Source organism: Malaciobacter mytili LMG 24559 (genome assembly GCF_003346775.1).
Taxonomy (GTDB): Bacteria; Campylobacterota; Campylobacteria; order Campylobacterales; family Arcobacteraceae; genus Malaciobacter; species Malaciobacter mytili.
The window spans coordinates 2,477,635-2,493,770 of record NZ_CP031219.1; the positions used below are offsets into that span (position 1 = coordinate 2,477,635).

General features: G+C 25.8%; 14 protein-coding genes. 6 read left to right on the forward strand and 8 right to left on the reverse strand.

Features of this window, described 5'->3' with window-relative positions; translation table 11 throughout:
• Positions 1 to 30: 30 nt before the first annotated feature.
• Positions 31 to 399, forward strand: coding sequence for a flagellar assembly protein FliW (gene fliW, locus AMYT_RS12185; RefSeq protein WP_114842796.1), 369 nt, complete (start codon positions 31 to 33; stop codon positions 397 to 399).
• On the opposite strand, the gene AMYT_RS12190 is transcribed toward fliW, so the two are convergent.
• Positions 386 to 2,245: an RNB domain-containing ribonuclease gene (locus AMYT_RS12190; RefSeq protein WP_114842797.1), complete on the reverse strand. Its 1,860-nt coding sequence runs from the start codon at positions 2,243 to 2,245 to the stop codon at positions 386 to 388. The two genes, fliW and AMYT_RS12190, sit on opposite strands and share 14 nt — an antisense overlap.
• Before the next feature lie 61 nt (positions 2,246 to 2,306).
• Between AMYT_RS12190 and AMYT_RS12195 the strand changes: the two genes are divergently transcribed.
• Genes AMYT_RS12195 through AMYT_RS12210 form a run of 4 tightly spaced genes read left to right on the forward strand, consistent with a single transcriptional unit; the run spans position 2,307 to position 7,328 of the window.
• On the forward strand, positions 2,307 to 3,068 hold the full coding sequence (locus tag AMYT_RS12195) for a substrate-binding domain-containing protein (RefSeq protein WP_114842798.1): 762 nt from the start codon (positions 2,307 to 2,309) through the stop codon (positions 3,066 to 3,068).
• A gap of 10 nt (positions 3,069 to 3,078) precedes the next feature.
• The gene (locus AMYT_RS12200; protein ID WP_114842799.1) at positions 3,079 to 5,148 is read left to right on the forward strand and encodes a sensor histidine kinase; all 2,070 of its coding nucleotides are present in this window, start codon (positions 3,079 to 3,081) and stop codon (positions 5,146 to 5,148) included.
• A gap of 48 nt (positions 5,149 to 5,196) precedes the next feature.
• Positions 5,197 to 6,219 (forward strand): ketol-acid reductoisomerase, encoded by a 1,023-nt coding sequence (gene ilvC / locus AMYT_RS12205; RefSeq protein WP_114842800.1) that lies wholly within the window; start codon positions 5,197 to 5,199, stop codon positions 6,217 to 6,219.
• Positions 6,220 to 6,263: 44 nt separating this feature from the next.
• Positions 6,264 to 7,328 (forward strand): divergent polysaccharide deacetylase family protein, encoded by a 1,065-nt coding sequence (locus tag AMYT_RS12210; RefSeq protein ID WP_191287670.1) that lies wholly within the window; start codon positions 6,264 to 6,266, stop codon positions 7,326 to 7,328.
• Here the strand turns inward: AMYT_RS12210 and AMYT_RS12215 are convergent.
• The 6 genes from AMYT_RS12215 to AMYT_RS12240 form a co-directional block, all read right to left on the reverse strand.
• The gene (locus tag AMYT_RS12215; RefSeq protein ID WP_114842801.1) at positions 7,325 to 8,095 is read right to left on the reverse strand and encodes a DNA-processing protein DprA; all 771 of its coding nucleotides are present in this window, start codon (positions 8,093 to 8,095) and stop codon (positions 7,325 to 7,327) included. The genes AMYT_RS12210 and AMYT_RS12215 overlap by 4 nt on opposite strands.
• Before the next feature lie 156 nt (positions 8,096 to 8,251).
• Positions 8,252 to 10,306: a TonB-dependent receptor plug domain-containing protein gene (locus AMYT_RS12220; RefSeq protein WP_114842802.1), complete on the reverse strand. Its 2,055-nt coding sequence runs from the start codon at positions 10,304 to 10,306 to the stop codon at positions 8,252 to 8,254.
• A gap of 13 nt (positions 10,307 to 10,319) precedes the next feature.
• Positions 10,320 to 11,297, reverse strand: coding sequence for an ABC transporter substrate-binding protein (locus AMYT_RS12225; protein WP_114842803.1), 978 nt, complete (start codon positions 11,295 to 11,297; stop codon positions 10,320 to 10,322).
• Positions 11,298 to 11,308: 11 nt separating this feature from the next.
• Positions 11,309 to 12,544 carry an NnrS family protein gene (locus AMYT_RS12230; RefSeq protein ID WP_228197863.1) on the reverse strand — a complete coding sequence of 412 codons (1,236 nt, stop codon included), beginning with the start codon at positions 12,542 to 12,544 and terminating at the stop codon, positions 11,309 to 11,311.
• Positions 12,544 to 13,293, reverse strand: a complete 750-nt coding sequence (locus AMYT_RS12235) for an ABC transporter ATP-binding protein (protein ID WP_114842805.1) — start codon at positions 13,291 to 13,293, stop codon at positions 12,544 to 12,546. The genes AMYT_RS12230 and AMYT_RS12235 overlap by 1 nt, the downstream gene beginning before the upstream one ends.
• Positions 13,281 to 14,063, reverse strand: coding sequence for an ABC transporter permease (locus AMYT_RS12240; RefSeq protein WP_114842806.1), 783 nt, complete (start codon positions 14,061 to 14,063; stop codon positions 13,281 to 13,283). Before AMYT_RS12240 ends, AMYT_RS12235 begins: the two co-directional genes overlap by 13 nt.
• A 102-nt stretch (positions 14,064 to 14,165) precedes the next feature.
• Between AMYT_RS12240 and AMYT_RS12245 the strand changes: the two genes are divergently transcribed.
• The gene (locus AMYT_RS12245; RefSeq protein WP_114842807.1) at positions 14,166 to 14,801 is read left to right on the forward strand and encodes a Crp/Fnr family transcriptional regulator; all 636 of its coding nucleotides are present in this window, start codon (positions 14,166 to 14,168) and stop codon (positions 14,799 to 14,801) included.
• Positions 14,802 to 14,837: 36 nt separating this feature from the next.
• Here AMYT_RS12245 and nhaA read toward each other — a convergent pair whose 3' ends face one another.
• Positions 14,838 to 16,019 (reverse strand): Na+/H+ antiporter NhaA, encoded by a 1,182-nt coding sequence (nhaA, locus tag AMYT_RS12250; RefSeq protein WP_114842808.1) that lies wholly within the window; start codon positions 16,017 to 16,019, stop codon positions 14,838 to 14,840.
• Positions 16,020 to 16,136: the final 117 nt, after the last annotated feature.

Sequence of the window (16,136 nt, forward strand, 5' to 3'; positions counted from 1 at the left end):
ATAAATAAGAATTAATTAAAAGGTTTAAAATTGTATATAGTAAAAATGCCTATTTTAGGTTTTGATAACAATAAAAATATGAATATTAGTAAATTAGATAAAAATTTTGCAATTTTACAAATAAATGAAGAAACAAATATGCACCTGTTAGACTCTATTGCCATTAAAAATCTTGAGATAGATATTGAAGATAACTTCTCAAAAGAATTAGAACTTGAAAACACATCTCATATTTCAATTTATTTTTCAATAGTAATAAATAATCCAGTTTCAAAATCAGTAGTTAATTTAACTGCCCCAATAATTGTCAATGAAGATAAAAAACTATTAGGGCAATATATAATCAATCAGCCAATGAAAGCTATGTTTTTAACAATGGACGAACTTAATACTTTATAGAAGCAACTATTTGTTTTGTAATAATATCAGCAGATTTTATTACTACTCTTAGTTTAGTATATAAATTTTGTCCCTTATAATTATCTAAAACTACTCTCATGCCAGGAATTTTAGAACAAATTTTTGCTTGTCCTTTTTCACAATCAGTAATTACAGCTTTAAACTCTTCATTAATATTTTTATAGGCATATCTTGCGTATTTCCTATCTTCATAATCCCATACAAGTTGATCAACTTTTCTTTCTTGAATTGAAATATGTTCACAAATTTCTTCAATATTTGCAGGAGTTTGCTTACTTTTTAACATTCTATGTAAAACTAAATCTGAGTATCTTCTAATAGGACTTGTAAAATGTGAATAAGAATCAAATCCCAAACCAAAGTGTCCTAAATTTTTTGAAGAGTATTTTGCTTGTGTTTGAGCATGAATAATTAATTCATCTATCTCTTTTGCTAATACAGACATTTTTGCTTTTTGTTGGATATGAGTAATAGTATCATGTACATTTCCTTGAAGTTTAACTTCAACTCCAAGCATATTTACATCATCAATTAATTGGCTAATAGCTTTAAAAGGTGGTTCTTCATGTATTCTAAAAATACCAACTTTATTTACTTTTTTACTAGCTTCAATATTAGCTAATAGCATGCACTCTTCTACTAATTGATGAGAAGCAGTTGAAAACTCTTCTTCAATATCTTCAAGTTCAGCTTTATGATTAAGCTTTAATCTTAGTTCACTTGACCTAAAATCATACCCTTTTAATAATCTTTTTGCTCTAAAGGCTTTTGTAACTTCATAAAGTTTTATTAGTGAGTCAAAAATAGTTTTTTCTAAAGTTGTAAAAGTATCAAATTTTTTATCTAATACCCTATCAATTCTTCCATAAGAGAATTTTCTTTTTGATTCAATTATAGCTTCATATAATTTTGATTTTTTTACACTAAGCTCTTTTATATCTAAATGTATTTCAAATACATAAGCATATCTTTTTTCATTTTCTCTTAAAGAACACATATTTTCACTAAGTTTTTTAGGAAGCATTGGTAAAACTCTATTTGGCAAATATATAGAAGTTGATTTTAAAAAAGCTTGTTTATCTAAAGCTGAATTTTCTTTTACAAAATAAGAAACATCAGCAATTGCCACATATAAAATTTGATTTTCTTCATCATAATAAATTGCATCATCATGGTCTTTTGCACTTGCTGGATCAATTGTAGTAAAATTTAAATGTGTTAAATCAATCCTTTGATTTTTATCATCCATTTTTGCTTCAACTTCAAGCTCATTTTCAAGTCTAATTAACTCTTTATAAAGATATAAACTTATATATTCATCAATCTTAGGATTATTAATTTCTCCAATTTCTAATATAATTTCATAACTTTTATTATCTACTAAATAAACATAATTTTCTTTAAATTTTTTAGTATCTTTACAGTGAAGTAAAATCGACTCTTTAACAGTATATAATGCCTTATCTTTAACATATACTAAAGCTTCAGTTTTTTTATTTGTATCACTAAAAACTTCAATAATTTTTGCTTTAACTTTACTTCTTGGATTAAATACTTTTTTTGCTATTACAAGGTCACCTTCATAGGCACCATTTAAACTATCAAAATCCAATTTTATATTTTTATGTTCATTAGAAATATCTTCTAAAATAACAAAATTTTTTTCAACTTTTATAGTTCCAATCTTATATTTAGAATTTATTTCAATAGTGTCATTAATTTTAATTAAAACTTCATTTTCAATAAGTTTATTAAAAACTTTTAATTCATCTTCAGAAAAATCAAAATTTTGATTTATAATTTTTTTAAATAGTTCTTTATACAAGATTATTCCTTAGAAATATTATGTTAGAATAGTATCTAAATTCCTTTTAAGGCTTATTGTAATGATTAAAAAACTTGCATTATCTTTACTTATGTTTTTCTTTTTAAATCAAACACTTTTTGCAAAAGAGAAACCAACACTAATCTTTTATTGTGGAATAACAATGGTTAAACCTATAAAAGAAATGGCAAAAATTATTGAAGAAAAATATAATTGTGAAATAAAAATTTCACAAGGTGGTTCAAAAGATTTATATGATTCTTTAAAATTTTCAAAAAAAGGAGATTTATATCTTCCGGGAAGTGACTCATATAGATTAAATAATTTAAAAGATGGTTATTTACTTGATGGTGTTTATATTGGATATAATCAAGCAGCTATTTTTGTGCAAAAAAACAATCCTAAAAATATTAAAAACTTAGATGATTTTTTAAATACACAAAATTCTTCTGTTTTATGTGACCCAAACTCTGGAAGTATTGGAAGAATGACAAAAAAAATCTTTTTAAAATATAAAGATGAAGAGTTTTTAAATAAAGCATATGATAATGCTGTTGAAATTGGAACAGATTCAAGAAATTTAAATAAAGCACTTATTGATAAAAGAGCTGATATTTCTATTAATTGGAGAGCAACTGCTTTTTGGCCAGAAAATTACCAATCAATTGATATTATACAAATAGATGAAAAATATGCTCCTAAAAAGAAATTAGTTTTAAATCTTCTAAGTTTTTCACAAAATAAACAAATAGCAAGGGCTTTTATGGACTTTGCTAAAAGTGAAGAAGGTAGAGAAATTATGAAAAAATATGGATTTTTGTAAAAGGTAAAGTTTGTTAAAAAAATATCATTCAAGTACTCTATCAAAACTTATTTTATTAGTTAGTATTTTTTTTATAGGAATATTTTCACTTATAATAATTCACTTATTTTTCCTTGATTTAATGGAAAGATTAGATAATAAAACAAAAAATCAAAAAGCAAAAATACAAATAGGTGAATATATTGTAAATGATTTATATAAAATTCGGTCAGATTTTTATGAATTAGCAACTACAGCAACAAATAAAAAAGGTAGAGAACTAATTGCTAGAAGATTGGAAGAAAGAATAAATGATATTAAAGAAGCTTTACATATTTTAGAAAATGGTGGAACTTTAAAAAGAGTTATTAGATTAAATATTGCTGGACATAACCACACTACAAAGATAATCAATTATAAAAAAGATAATAATGAATCTTTTTCTTTAGAAGCAATTGATTTAAGACCAAAGTTAGAACAACTTTTACAAATGACTGAACATTTACAAAACTTACTTGATATTGCAAGTGAATATAGAAATAATAATGATCATAAAAAATTTACTGAATTTATTAGAAATATTACAAGGTACTATAAATCAACTCCTGCTTTTTTTATAAGAATTACAGAAAATACAAGAAGACTTTTATATGAAGGTGAAAATACCTTAGCTACTTTAGAATATACAATACAAGAGGAAAAACAACAATATCAAAGACTAGAAATTCTTTTAATTATAGTAATTATACTGTTAGTTTTAATTCTTGCATATATTATTGGTACACAAATAAATAAAAATTCAAAAGATTTAATAAAACTAAATAATGAATTACAGAAAAAAATGCTTCAATTAAAAATCCAAGAAGAAGCGACTAGAGGGATTTTAGATGGACAACCAAATATGGTTGTAGTAAGTAATGGAACAGAAATGATTGATGCAAATAGTGCTTTAATTGATTTTTTTGATGGTTATCACTCTTTTAATGATTTTAAAGAAGAACATGCTTGCATTTGTGACTTTTTCCAAAAAATGAATGATGATGATTTCTTAGAAGACAAAGATTATGATGGGTTAAGATGGTATGAATATATTATTGAAAATCCTAATAAAATGCACAAAGTTGCCATGAAAAACTTAAGTGGTTTACATTTTTTTACTATTACTGCAAAAAGAAAGGTTTTAGAAAAAGAAAACTTTATCATTATTATTTCATTAAATGATATTACAAATGAAATATCTGTACAAAAAGAGCTTGAACAATTAAATGATAATTTAGAAAATATAATTGATTATAAAACTAAAGAGCTTCAAGAATTAAATGAAAACCTAGAAAAAAAAGTGCAAAAAGAAGTTGAAAAAAATAGACAAAAAGATAAAAGAATGATTCAACAATCAAGATTTGCTGCTCTTGGAGAGATGATAGGTAATATTGCCCATCAATGGAGACAACCCCTTTCTGCTATTTCATCAACAGCTTCATCTATGCAACTTCAATTACAACTAAAACTAACAAATGAAGAAGAAATAGAAAAATCTTATAAAACTATAATCTCTTATGTTGAGTTTTTAACTCATACAATTGAAGATTTTAGAAACTTTTTTAAAGAAGATAAACAAAAAGTAGAATATGAAATTTTAGAAGTATTAAAAAAGACTTTAAATATTACAGATGCAGCATACAAAGATAGAAATATTCAAGTTATATTAAATAAAAAACAAGAATACTTTAAAAGCTTTGGTTTTCCAAATGAACTATCACAAGTATTTTTAAATATCTTAAACAATGCAAAAGATGCTATTACAAATAATAAAATAAACTATCCAATAGTGCAAATAAATATTTATGAAGAAGAAAACTTAAATATTATAGAAATCCTTGATAATGCAGGGGGGATTAACCAAGAAATTATTGATAAAATTTTTGATCCTTATTTTACTACTAAACATCAAAGTCAAGGTACAGGTATTGGTTTATATATGAGCAAAGAGATTATTGAAAAACATATGAATGGGATTTTAAAAGTAGAAAATAGAACTTTAATAGAAAAAGATAATAAACAGCAAGGAGCTTGTTTTATTATCTCATTACCAAAAATTTAGAATACTTTTTGTATAATTGCCCAAATTAACTTATATAGAGGGAAAAATATGACATTAAATGTTTACTATGACAAAGATTGTAATATCGATTTAATAAAGTCTAAAAAAGTTGCTATGATCGGATTTGGTTCTCAAGGTCACGCACACGCTGAAAACTTAAGAGATTCAGGTGTTGAAGTAATCGTTGGACTAAGAAAAGGTGGATCATCTTGGGCTAAAGCTGAAGCTAAAGGATTTACTGTAAAAACTATCTCTGAAGCAACTGCAGAAGCTGATGTAGTAATGATTTTATTACCAGATGAAAATCAAGCAGACATCTATAAAAATGAAATTGAAGCTAACTTAAAAGACGGTGCAACTGTTGCATTTGGACATGGTTTCAATATTCATTATGGAAGAATTAAACCTGCTAAAAATATTAATGTTATGATGGTTGCTCCAAAAGCACCAGGACACACTGTAAGAAGTGAGTTCCAAAGAGGTGGAGGAATCCCTGACTTAATCGCTATTCACCAAGATTCAACAGGAAATACTAAAGAATTAGCATTATCTTATGCAAGTGCTATTGGTGGTGGAAGAACAGGAATTATTGAAACTACTTTTAAAGATGAAACTGAAACTGATTTATTTGGTGAGCAAGCAGTATTATGTGGAGGAGTTTCTGCACTAGTTCAAGCTGGATTTGAAACATTAACTGAAGCTGGTTACCCTGCTGAAATGGCATACTTTGAGTGTTTACACGAATTAAAATTAATCGTTGATTTAATGTTCGAAGGTGGAATTCATGATATGAGATACTCTATTTCTAATACAGCTGAGTATGGAGATATGGTTTCTGGACCAAGAGTTATTAATGAAGAATCTAAAAAAGCTATGAAAGAAATCTTAAAAGAGATTCAAAATGGTGTATTTGCTAAAGACTTCATCTTAGAAGGTCAAGCTGGATACCCAAGAATGACTGCTGAAAGAAATAACTTATTTAATCATCCACTAGAAGTAACTGGTAGAAAATTAAGAGATATGATGCCTTGGATTAAAGCTAATAAAATAGTAGATCAAGACAAAAACTAAGAATTAAAGTAAGGTTTTTCCTTACTTTAAACTTTTATTTATCAATGACAAAAAGAAAACCAAGAAAACCAAAAACTACAACTCCAAGACAAAAAAGAAACTATAAAAAAGATAACTCAAAAATAAAAATAATTAATTTAGTTTTATTTATTTTGATTATTACTTTAGTAACATCAATTTTAAGTTACTTTTTTTTACTAAAGAATACTGAAAATAAAAATACACCTACACAGACAAAAAAAGCTGAAATAAAAAAAGATATAGATTTAAATAATTATGCAAATGAAAAATTAAATAAATATTTTATGGATGAATCAAATAAACTAAAATTTGAAGAATATACAGATGAATTTGATAAAGAATACCATCCAAAACAAGAAGAAAAAAAAGAAGAAGAAACTAAAATAGAAAAAAAAGAAGAGATAAAAAAAGATATACCAATAATTTCAAAAAAGCCTAAACTTGCAATTGTTATTGATGATGTAACTACAAGAAGACAAGTAAAAGATATTTTAAATGTTGGATATAAAATAACTATGTCTTTTTTACCCCCAACAAGACAACATAAAGACTCTGCAATAATTGCACAAAATTTGCCTTTTTATATGATACATTTTCCATTACAAGCTCAAACTTTTAAGTTTGCAGAAGAAAAAACTTTAAAAGTTGGTGATTCATATGAAAAGATTGAAAAAAGAGTTATTCAACTTAAAAAATGGTATCCAAATGCTATTTATACAAATAATCATACAGGAAGTAAATTTACAGAAGATGATGTAAGTATGGACTACTTATTTAAAGCTTTAAAAAAGCATAATCTCATTTTTGTAGATAGTAGAACAACTGCAAAAACAGTTGCTAAAAAATATGCTAAAAAGTATGATATGCCTTATATTGCTAGAAATATTTTTATAGATAACCAAAAAGATTTTAGCTATATTCAAAATCAATTAAAAAAAGCTATAAATATAGCAAAGAAAAATGGATACTCAATGGCTATTGGACATCCATATGATATTACAATACAAGTATTAAGCCAATCAAAACATTTACTAAAAGATTTAGAATTAATCTATGTAAATGAGCTTCCTTATCTAAAAAAAGATTAATTTAGATAAATTTTTCCTTCTTTTATAAAAATAAAACCATTTAATTCATACTCAAAAACTCTATTTCCAAATAAAAAAATAGCCTCTTCTAAACTTGGATGATTTTTACAGTATTGTAAAAATTCATCTTCTTTTTTAAAGCTATTAAATAACCCTAAAAACTCATCTATATCATAAATAGCTTTTACTTTATTTTCTTTTAGCAAAAGATTTGTACCTATGCTTTCATTTATTCTATGGGGAAGAACATACACTTCTTTTTTCATCGTTAATGCAAACTCCACACTTCTTAAACTTCCACTATTTATATCAGCATAAGTTACTATTAGAATATCTCCTAAAGCTACTACAATTTCATTTCTTTGAACAAAACTATAAGCTGTTGCTTTAAACTCTGGTTCATAGCTGCTTACAAGTAAACCTTTTTCTTCTATTTGATTTATTAGTTTTTTATTTATTGAAGGGTATTTATGATTTAATCCACAAGGACTTACTAAAATTGTATTTTCCACACCTGCAGCACTATGTGCAATAGCATCTACTCCTATTGCTCCACCACTTACTATACAAAAGCCTCTACTTGAAAGCTTTTGAGCTAAAGTATAAGTATATGCCTTAGAATAAGAATTTGGTTTTCTACTTCCTACAATTGAAACTTTTTTTCTTTTTAGTAAATCTATATTTCCTTTATAATAAAGCTTTTTAGGATATTTTTTCATAGAGTCTAGTTCAGAAATCTTATAATTTATTTTTTGAATATTTTGCATTTATTAAATCCAAGTTTAAGATTTTACTAATTTTTAATTTTAAAAACTTATATAATTATAAAAATTATATCTTAATAGTTGTTAATTTAAAATCTTAAAAAAATCTAAGCTTTGAGAGTTATTTCTCAAAGCTTAAAACTATAAACTCATACATAATTAAAAGTTAAATCTTAATCCAACAAACATATATGTACCAGCATTTACTCCTAACTCTTCTTCAACTTTTTTATCAAAAATATTATCTATTCCACCATAAACACTTGCCGTTTTATTTATTTTATAATTTAGACCTAAATCAACAAGCGTATAATCATCTGTTTTATCACTATTTTGACTATTTGTATATTGTTCACCAATATATCTAAAAGAAAGGTTTGTTTTTAAATTATTAGATATTTTGTAATCTAAGCCTAAATAAGCAGATACTTCAGGAGTAAAAGTAAGCTCTTTATTTAATGTTTTATCTTCTGTGTCTAAATATGTCAGATGGAAATTTGTATTAAAATACTCATTAAAATCATAATCAAGTCTTAATTCAAGTCCATTAATTTCAACTTTATCTAGATTTTCTGAAGTATAATATTTACTAGCTCCTGCACCATAAGAAACCAGTTCTATTTTATCTTTTATATTTGTATGAAATGCAACAATTTCAGATGAAAAATTATTATATTTGTTTGAAAGTGCTATTTCAAAACTTTGTGATTCTTCAGGTTTTAAATCATAAGAACTTGTTTTTGGTCCATAAATCACATCTGATCCAAATCTTTTTCCATCTTTATATACAGGAGAAACAACATAAAGTTCTGCAATGTCAGGAGCTCTAAACCCTTGAGAATAGTTAGCTCTTAAAGAAGTGTTTTCAGTAAATCTTTGAACAACTCCTGCTTGAAAAGTAACTTTACTATCTGCATTTGAAATATGATCATATCTCGCACCAATAGTTGCATTTAAAGAATCTGTAATACCAATTTCATCTTGTAAATAAATAGATTTATAAGTTACTTCTTTTGTAATAAAATCACTTGAATTTGCATTTGGATTAATTGCACTTGAATCTCTTGTCTCTTTTCTATACTCTGCACCAAATGTAAAAATATTAGAGTCATTTAAAAGATAGGTAGTTGTTGATTCCACATTATCAATTGTTACATTTGCACTAAATTTTTTATTTACTGGACCTGCAAAATTAACAGGTGTTGTTTCATTTCTTTTTTTATAATATGATCTATAAAATCTTAAATTTGTTGTTAAATCATTATTTACTTGATATTCAAAATCAGTAGATACATCAACTCTTCTATTATCATCTTTTGATAATATAGGAGTATTTTTTATAAGTCCTCCACCTGCAAATTTTGCATTTCCTAGGTAAACACCTTCTCTTTCTTCTTTAAAATAATTAAAATCTAATCCTGCTAAAAGCTTTGGTGTTAAATATTTTTCAAATCTTGTTCCAAAACTTAAAACAGTAGCATCATCCATATAAGTTATATCTTCACTTCCTAAAATACCATTTTGTGGATTTGCTCCTATTACACTTCCTGTATTTGGATTTACAGCAGATTGAGTATATTTTTTCTTTTTTGTAAAAGGAGTTGAATCTACAATAGAACCAAAAACTTTATAGTTAAAGTAGTCATTTTTCCCAATATTAGTAAAGTTAAAGTTTTTTTGTTTTGCATCACCTTTATTATTTAAGCCATATTTTAAATCAACTGCTGTTTGAGGTTTTGTTATTTTCTTTGTTATTATATTTATAACACCACCAATTGCATCTGAACCATAAAGTGTAGACATAGAGCCTTTTACTATTTCAATTCTTTCTATTATTGAAGCTGGTATTCTATTCATTTCATAAGGATTTTCTGTTTCAGCTGATAACCTTTTTCCATCTAAAAGAATAAGTGTCCCATTTGCTCCAACACCTCTTATAGAAATAGAAGCTTTTGAAGCAGAACTAGGGTGAGGAAATCTTGCAAATTGGGCATTTATTGATGGTATTTTTTCCAATACATCTTTTAATGTTGAAGCAGATATTTTCTCAATTTCTTCTTTTGTAACAACTATAATTGAAGCACTTACTCCCTCAATATTTTTTTCTGTTTTAGTAGCAGTTGTTACTAAAACTTCTCCTAAATTTGTATTTGCATAAGAATTATTTGTTAAAATAATAGCAGTTACACTTGATAAAATAAGACCTTTTTTCATTTAAATTTTCCTTTTAATTAGAGTTATAATATAAATTTTCATTTGGCAAATTACCACCTATAAGTTTTGCATTACTATTTTTTAAAATAGTAAAGAAAAACTCTAAATCCTCTTTGGCTTCAAAAGCAGATATACTTTCAAGCTTCACATATTTTATGGAGTCAGCTAAACCTTTTTCTTCAAGCATAGGAAGTGTTTTAACAACTAAAGTTGCAGCTTTTTGTGGATTTTGTTTATACCAAGCAAGAGATTTTTCATATTCTTGTAAAAATCTATTTATAAGTTCTTCTTTACCTTTTGTATTTCCTAAATATGCAATTCCAGCTTGTGGCACTTTTGATTTTGTATTAAAAAGTTTTCCCCACTCCTCTTGTAAATCAACACTTCTATATAACTCTGGAGCAACTATTTTTATAGGAAAAGAATCTGTTTTTCTCAAAGCTATAGAAATAGCAGGCTCTGCTAAAAGAGCATGATCTACTCGTCTTAAAATAAGCATTTGCATTGCATCAATTGGATTTGTTACATATTGAATTTTAAAATCTTTCTTAGGATCTAATCCATACTTTTTTGTAAGTTCTTGAAAAATAATATCTGGCATATCTGCTCTAAAAGGAATAGCTATTTCTTTACCTTTAAAATCTTTTAAGGTTTTTAAATTTGCATCTCGACTTATCATTGCAAGTATTCCCCAAACAGATACATTTAGAAGTTTTAAATCAACTCCTTTATTGTAAAGATTTGAAGCCACATTTGTAGGTAAAGCTATAAAATCAATATTTGAGTTTAAAATCATTGCTTTTAATTCATCAGGATTTTTCCATAATTTAAACTCGATTTTTTTATTTAAATCCTTTAGTGCATCATTTTCTATCATATGCATAATAGGGTGTGATACAGAAGCAAAAGGACCAGCTACAACTATTTTATTTTCATCTTTTGCAAAAAGTGATAATAAAAACACAAAACTAAATAATAAACTTTTTTTCATAATTTTCCTTTTTAACCTTTTATTCCATCTTCTCTTTTTGAGAGTAAAAATGGAAAAAAGATTTTCATATATATAATAAATGGTATTGCCCATAAAATAGAAGAAATAAGATATGCTTCAATATTAAACTCTTCATAAAAAGGTATTAAAGTTCTTATAAAAGTTGCTAAAAGGATTAAAAAAACTCCAAGGTTTAACCAAAGATTTGTAAAAAGCTTTCTTCCCGTATGAATAGTTGAAACAATTATCATCACAATATAAAAAACAAGACCAAAAGTACCACTTGTAAGAAAATGTCTAAAGTGATTTAGTGCATATAACTCATCATTTAAATAATCATAAGCCAAAAAAAGATAACCAAGAGCAGTTATTAAAATAATACTAATCATATAAATAACAAAAGGCTTTCTTAAAATATTGTAATCTTTTAAAATAAAATCATTTGATATATTTAAAATAGATGCAAAACAAGCAAGAGCAAGATATGCTAAAATAGAGTTTTGAGGGAAAAGAAACTCTATAAAAGTATATAAAAGTACACAAAAAATAGCTAGATTATATCTTGGAGCCTTTGAATAAAAAGTTTCATCAATATTTTCATTTTCCAAAAGTTCATTTATAGCTTCCATATTTATTCTTCTTAATGCAAGTAAAATTAAAACAATAAAAAATCCTAATGCCAAAAATAAAATAGATGATGACTCTATATTCAAATGCTCTGAAATACTTAAAAAAAACATACTTTGTATAAATAATAATGCAATAAGATTAAAAGCTAGTGAAATATGTCTTTTATTTACATCTTTAAATACTGGTTTAGCAATTAATAAAATTATATAAAAGCTTAAAAAAAGGTTTAAAAAAGCTACAAGATATACCCCTAAAAAGGATATAAACCAAAAGCTTATTCTTGAAGTTAGCCATAGTAAAACTATAAAAAGAAGTCTTCTTCCTACAATTGGAACAGCCCCTGGAAACATCTCTGGAACACCAGTTAAAAAAAAAGCAATTATACCTGCACTTCCTATTCCAAAAAGCATTTCATAAATATGCCAAATTAATAAATTATCAATAAACTCTAAAGAGATCAAACCACTAAAAGTAAAGCTCCAAAGAATAATAGAAATTACAATATAAGGAGCAAGAATTAAAAATATAGGTCTAAATCCATACGCTAAATATATGGGAAAATCTCCTTTTGGATAATATTTATAGTGTTTAGATGCATACTGCTTTTTATTTTCCATTATTTTAATTCCAATTCAAAAGTATTTATAATATATTCATCACTTAAAAGTTTTGCAGTTTGTTCATAAACAAAACTATCATCTCTTTTATCTCTTGCTTTATCAAACTTAAATTTTTTTACTATATGTCCTACAGGCTCAGCTTTTAAAACTAAAATTTCATCACTTAGTTTTATTGCTTCCATTAAATCATGTGTAATAAATAAAATACTTAATTTCTCTTTTTCAATTATTTCAATAAGTAAATTTTGAAGTTCTTTTTTCAAACCAATATCTAAAGCTGAAAAAGGTTCATCTAAAAATAAAAGTGAAGGTTTTACAACTAAAGCCCTTGCAAAGGATACTCTTTGTTTCATACCTCCACTTAAATCTTTTGGAAATTTATATAAGTCATCTTCTTGTAATCCAAACTTTATAGCAATTTGTTTTGCTAAAACTTGGGCTTTACTTTTTTTAACATTTTTTGCAAGAAGACCTAAACAAATATTATCAAGAACATTTTTCCAAGGAAGAAGTCTTGCTTCTTGAAATGCAAAAGAACTACTTTTAAAACTATTTTTTATTCTTCCATCTTCAAGTGTCAAAAGTTTTGCACAAAGATGAAGTAAAGTTGTTTTTCCACCACCACTTGGACCTACAATAGAAATTACTTGAGCTTTTTTTAGTTCAAAATTTATATTTTTTAAAATTTCTTTAAAACCAAAAGAGAAAGAAACATCTTCTACTAATAACTGTTCTAATTTCTCCATGCTTCAACCTCTCTTTTAATTGGCTCTAAAATTAAGTACTCAATTAATAATAAACTTCCTATCATAATAACAACCAAAGCAAGAGCTGTTGCCGTATCTAATTGACTTCTTGCAATTGCTAAACTAGCACCAATTCCCTCATTTGAAGAGAGTAATTCTGCCATTACAACAATTTTCCAAGACATTCCCAAGGCGCTAATCCAAGAGGGAAAAATATAAGAAAAAATATGAGGAAAATATAAATCAACCATCTTCATTTTAAAAGATAAATTAAAACTATCTGTCATTTGTTTTAAGTCTCCTTCTAAAGTTCTTGTCCCTTGTAAAGCACCTACGAAAATAATAGGGAAAGATGCAACTATAACAGTAAAAATTACAGTCATATCACTCATTCCAAACCAAATCATTGCTAAAACAATCCATGCAATGGGTGGCATTCCTACAAGAATTGTAACTATTGGTCTACTCATCATAGATGTAGTTACAAATAATCCAGCTAATAAACCTAAAAATGTTCCAATAATAAGTGAAATAAAAAAACCGATTAAAGCTCTTTTTATTGTTATTAATACATTAGTAATGGTTTCATCATTTGTAATAATTGAGATTAAAGTTAAAATTGTCTCTTTTGGACTTGGTAAAATCAAATTTCCATATAATTGATTACCTAAATCCCAAAGGGCAAAAAAAAGAAAGATTGAAGAAATAGAACCCCAACCACTCCAAAGATAAGAAGGAAAATCTTTTATAATTTTTAATATAAATTTCATATGCACCTAAATTAAATATTTTTTCTAATTTTAATGAAAACAATAGTGATTATCAATGACTTAAATCAACAAATCTTAAGTTGATATAAGTTAAGATTTTTTATGTATAAAGATATATTAAAAAAAATAGACTTTTTTAAACTATTAAATGAAGAAGAAATTGAATTAATCAATAACTCATGCAAAATAATCACATTAAATAAAAATAATATACTTTTTTATGAGGGTGATTTTGCAAAATCTTTTTATATTATGCTTCAAGGAAGATTGAAACTGTATAAAACTGGAACTATGGGAAATGAGATAATAATTCATAGTTTTAATAAACCAACAATATTTGCTGAAATGGCAACTTTTCAAGAATCAACTTTTCCTGCAACAGCTATTAGTACTAGTAATCTTACAAAAGTTGCAATTTTAGAAAAAAAAATATTTATTTCTCTTTTACAAAATAATGCTAATTTATCATTTCATATTATAGGTTCACTTATAAAAAAGATGAAAACTTTAGAACAAACAATTCACCGTAATTTAGTATATGATGCAACACAAAAAGTATGTTCACTTTTAAAAGAGAAGCCTAATATATTAATTGAAAAAAAACATTCTGAAATTGCTAATAAATTAAATATGGCACCTGAAACACTATCAAGATCACTAAAAAAAATTAAAGAAAAAGGATATATAAATCAAAATAATATTGTAATAGATAGTTCTTTTTATGAAATATTACATTAAATTTACAATTTTTTTAAAATAAGTCAAAGTATAAAATTATACTTTTGACTCACTGTTTGAAGTAGTTCTTTTAAGAACTAAATAACCAAATATTCCAGAAATAAAAGAACCTAATAAAATAGCTAGTTTATCAGTAAAAGCGAATAATGAATCATCTGTAAAAGCCAATGAATCAACAAATAAACTCATGGTAAATCCAATACCTGTTAATATTGCTACTCCATAGAGCTGTTTAAAGTTTGCTCCCTCTGGCAATGTTGCTAATTTTAATTTTATAGCAATATATGAAAATCCAAAAACACCAATTTGTTTACCTAAAAATAATCCAAGCATAATTCCTAAAGGTACACTTGTAGCTAATTGATTTATAGAAATATTTCTTAAATCTACTCCTGCATTTACAAATGCAAAAAGAGGTAAAATTAAAAATATAACCCAGTAGTGTAATGAATGTTCCATCTCTTTTAACATAGAAAATTCTTTACCATTTTCATCTCTAGATTTTAAAGGAATAGTAAAAGCTAATGCAACTCCAGCTAGTGTAGCATGAACTCCTGATTTTAATACAGATACCCATAAAATTACCCCAAGAAGAATATAAGCGGCTGGTTTTATAACTTTAAATCTATTTAAAGCAATAAGTCCAACTAAAGCCACACTTGCAATAACAATTGAAGTGATAGATAAATCTGTAGTATAAAATAATGCAATAACAACAATGGCACCTAAGTCATCAATAATCGCTAAAGCCATTAAAAATATTTTTAATGAAACAGGAACTCTACTACCAAGAAGTGATAAAATACCTAAAGCAAAAGCAATATCCGTTGCAGTTGGTATTGCCCAACCTCTCATGGCAACTTCATCACCAATATTAAAATAAACATATACTAAAGCAGGTACAACCATACCACCAACTGCTGCAATTGCAGGAAGTGTTATTTGTTTTACACTAGAAAGATGTCCTTCAAGTAATTCTCTTTTTACTTCAAGACCAATAAGAAAGAAAAATATAGCCATAAGACCATCATTTATCCATAGAAGTAAAGGTTTTGCAATATTTAATGCTCCAAATCTAATCTCCACTGGAGTATGTAAAAATGCATCATAAATAGGCGAAAAATCTGTATTTTTTAATATTAATGCGGCAATAGTTACAAAAATAAGAACTATTCCCGCACTTGACTCTTTCTTAATAAAATCTTCAATTGTAAACATAAATCTCCTCTTTTTTTATTTTAAGTTTATACAATTATTCTTTGAATAACTTTAAAATGTAAGATTATTATATCTTTGTTTTTTTAATGAAATTTAAATAAAATTCTTTTATATCTA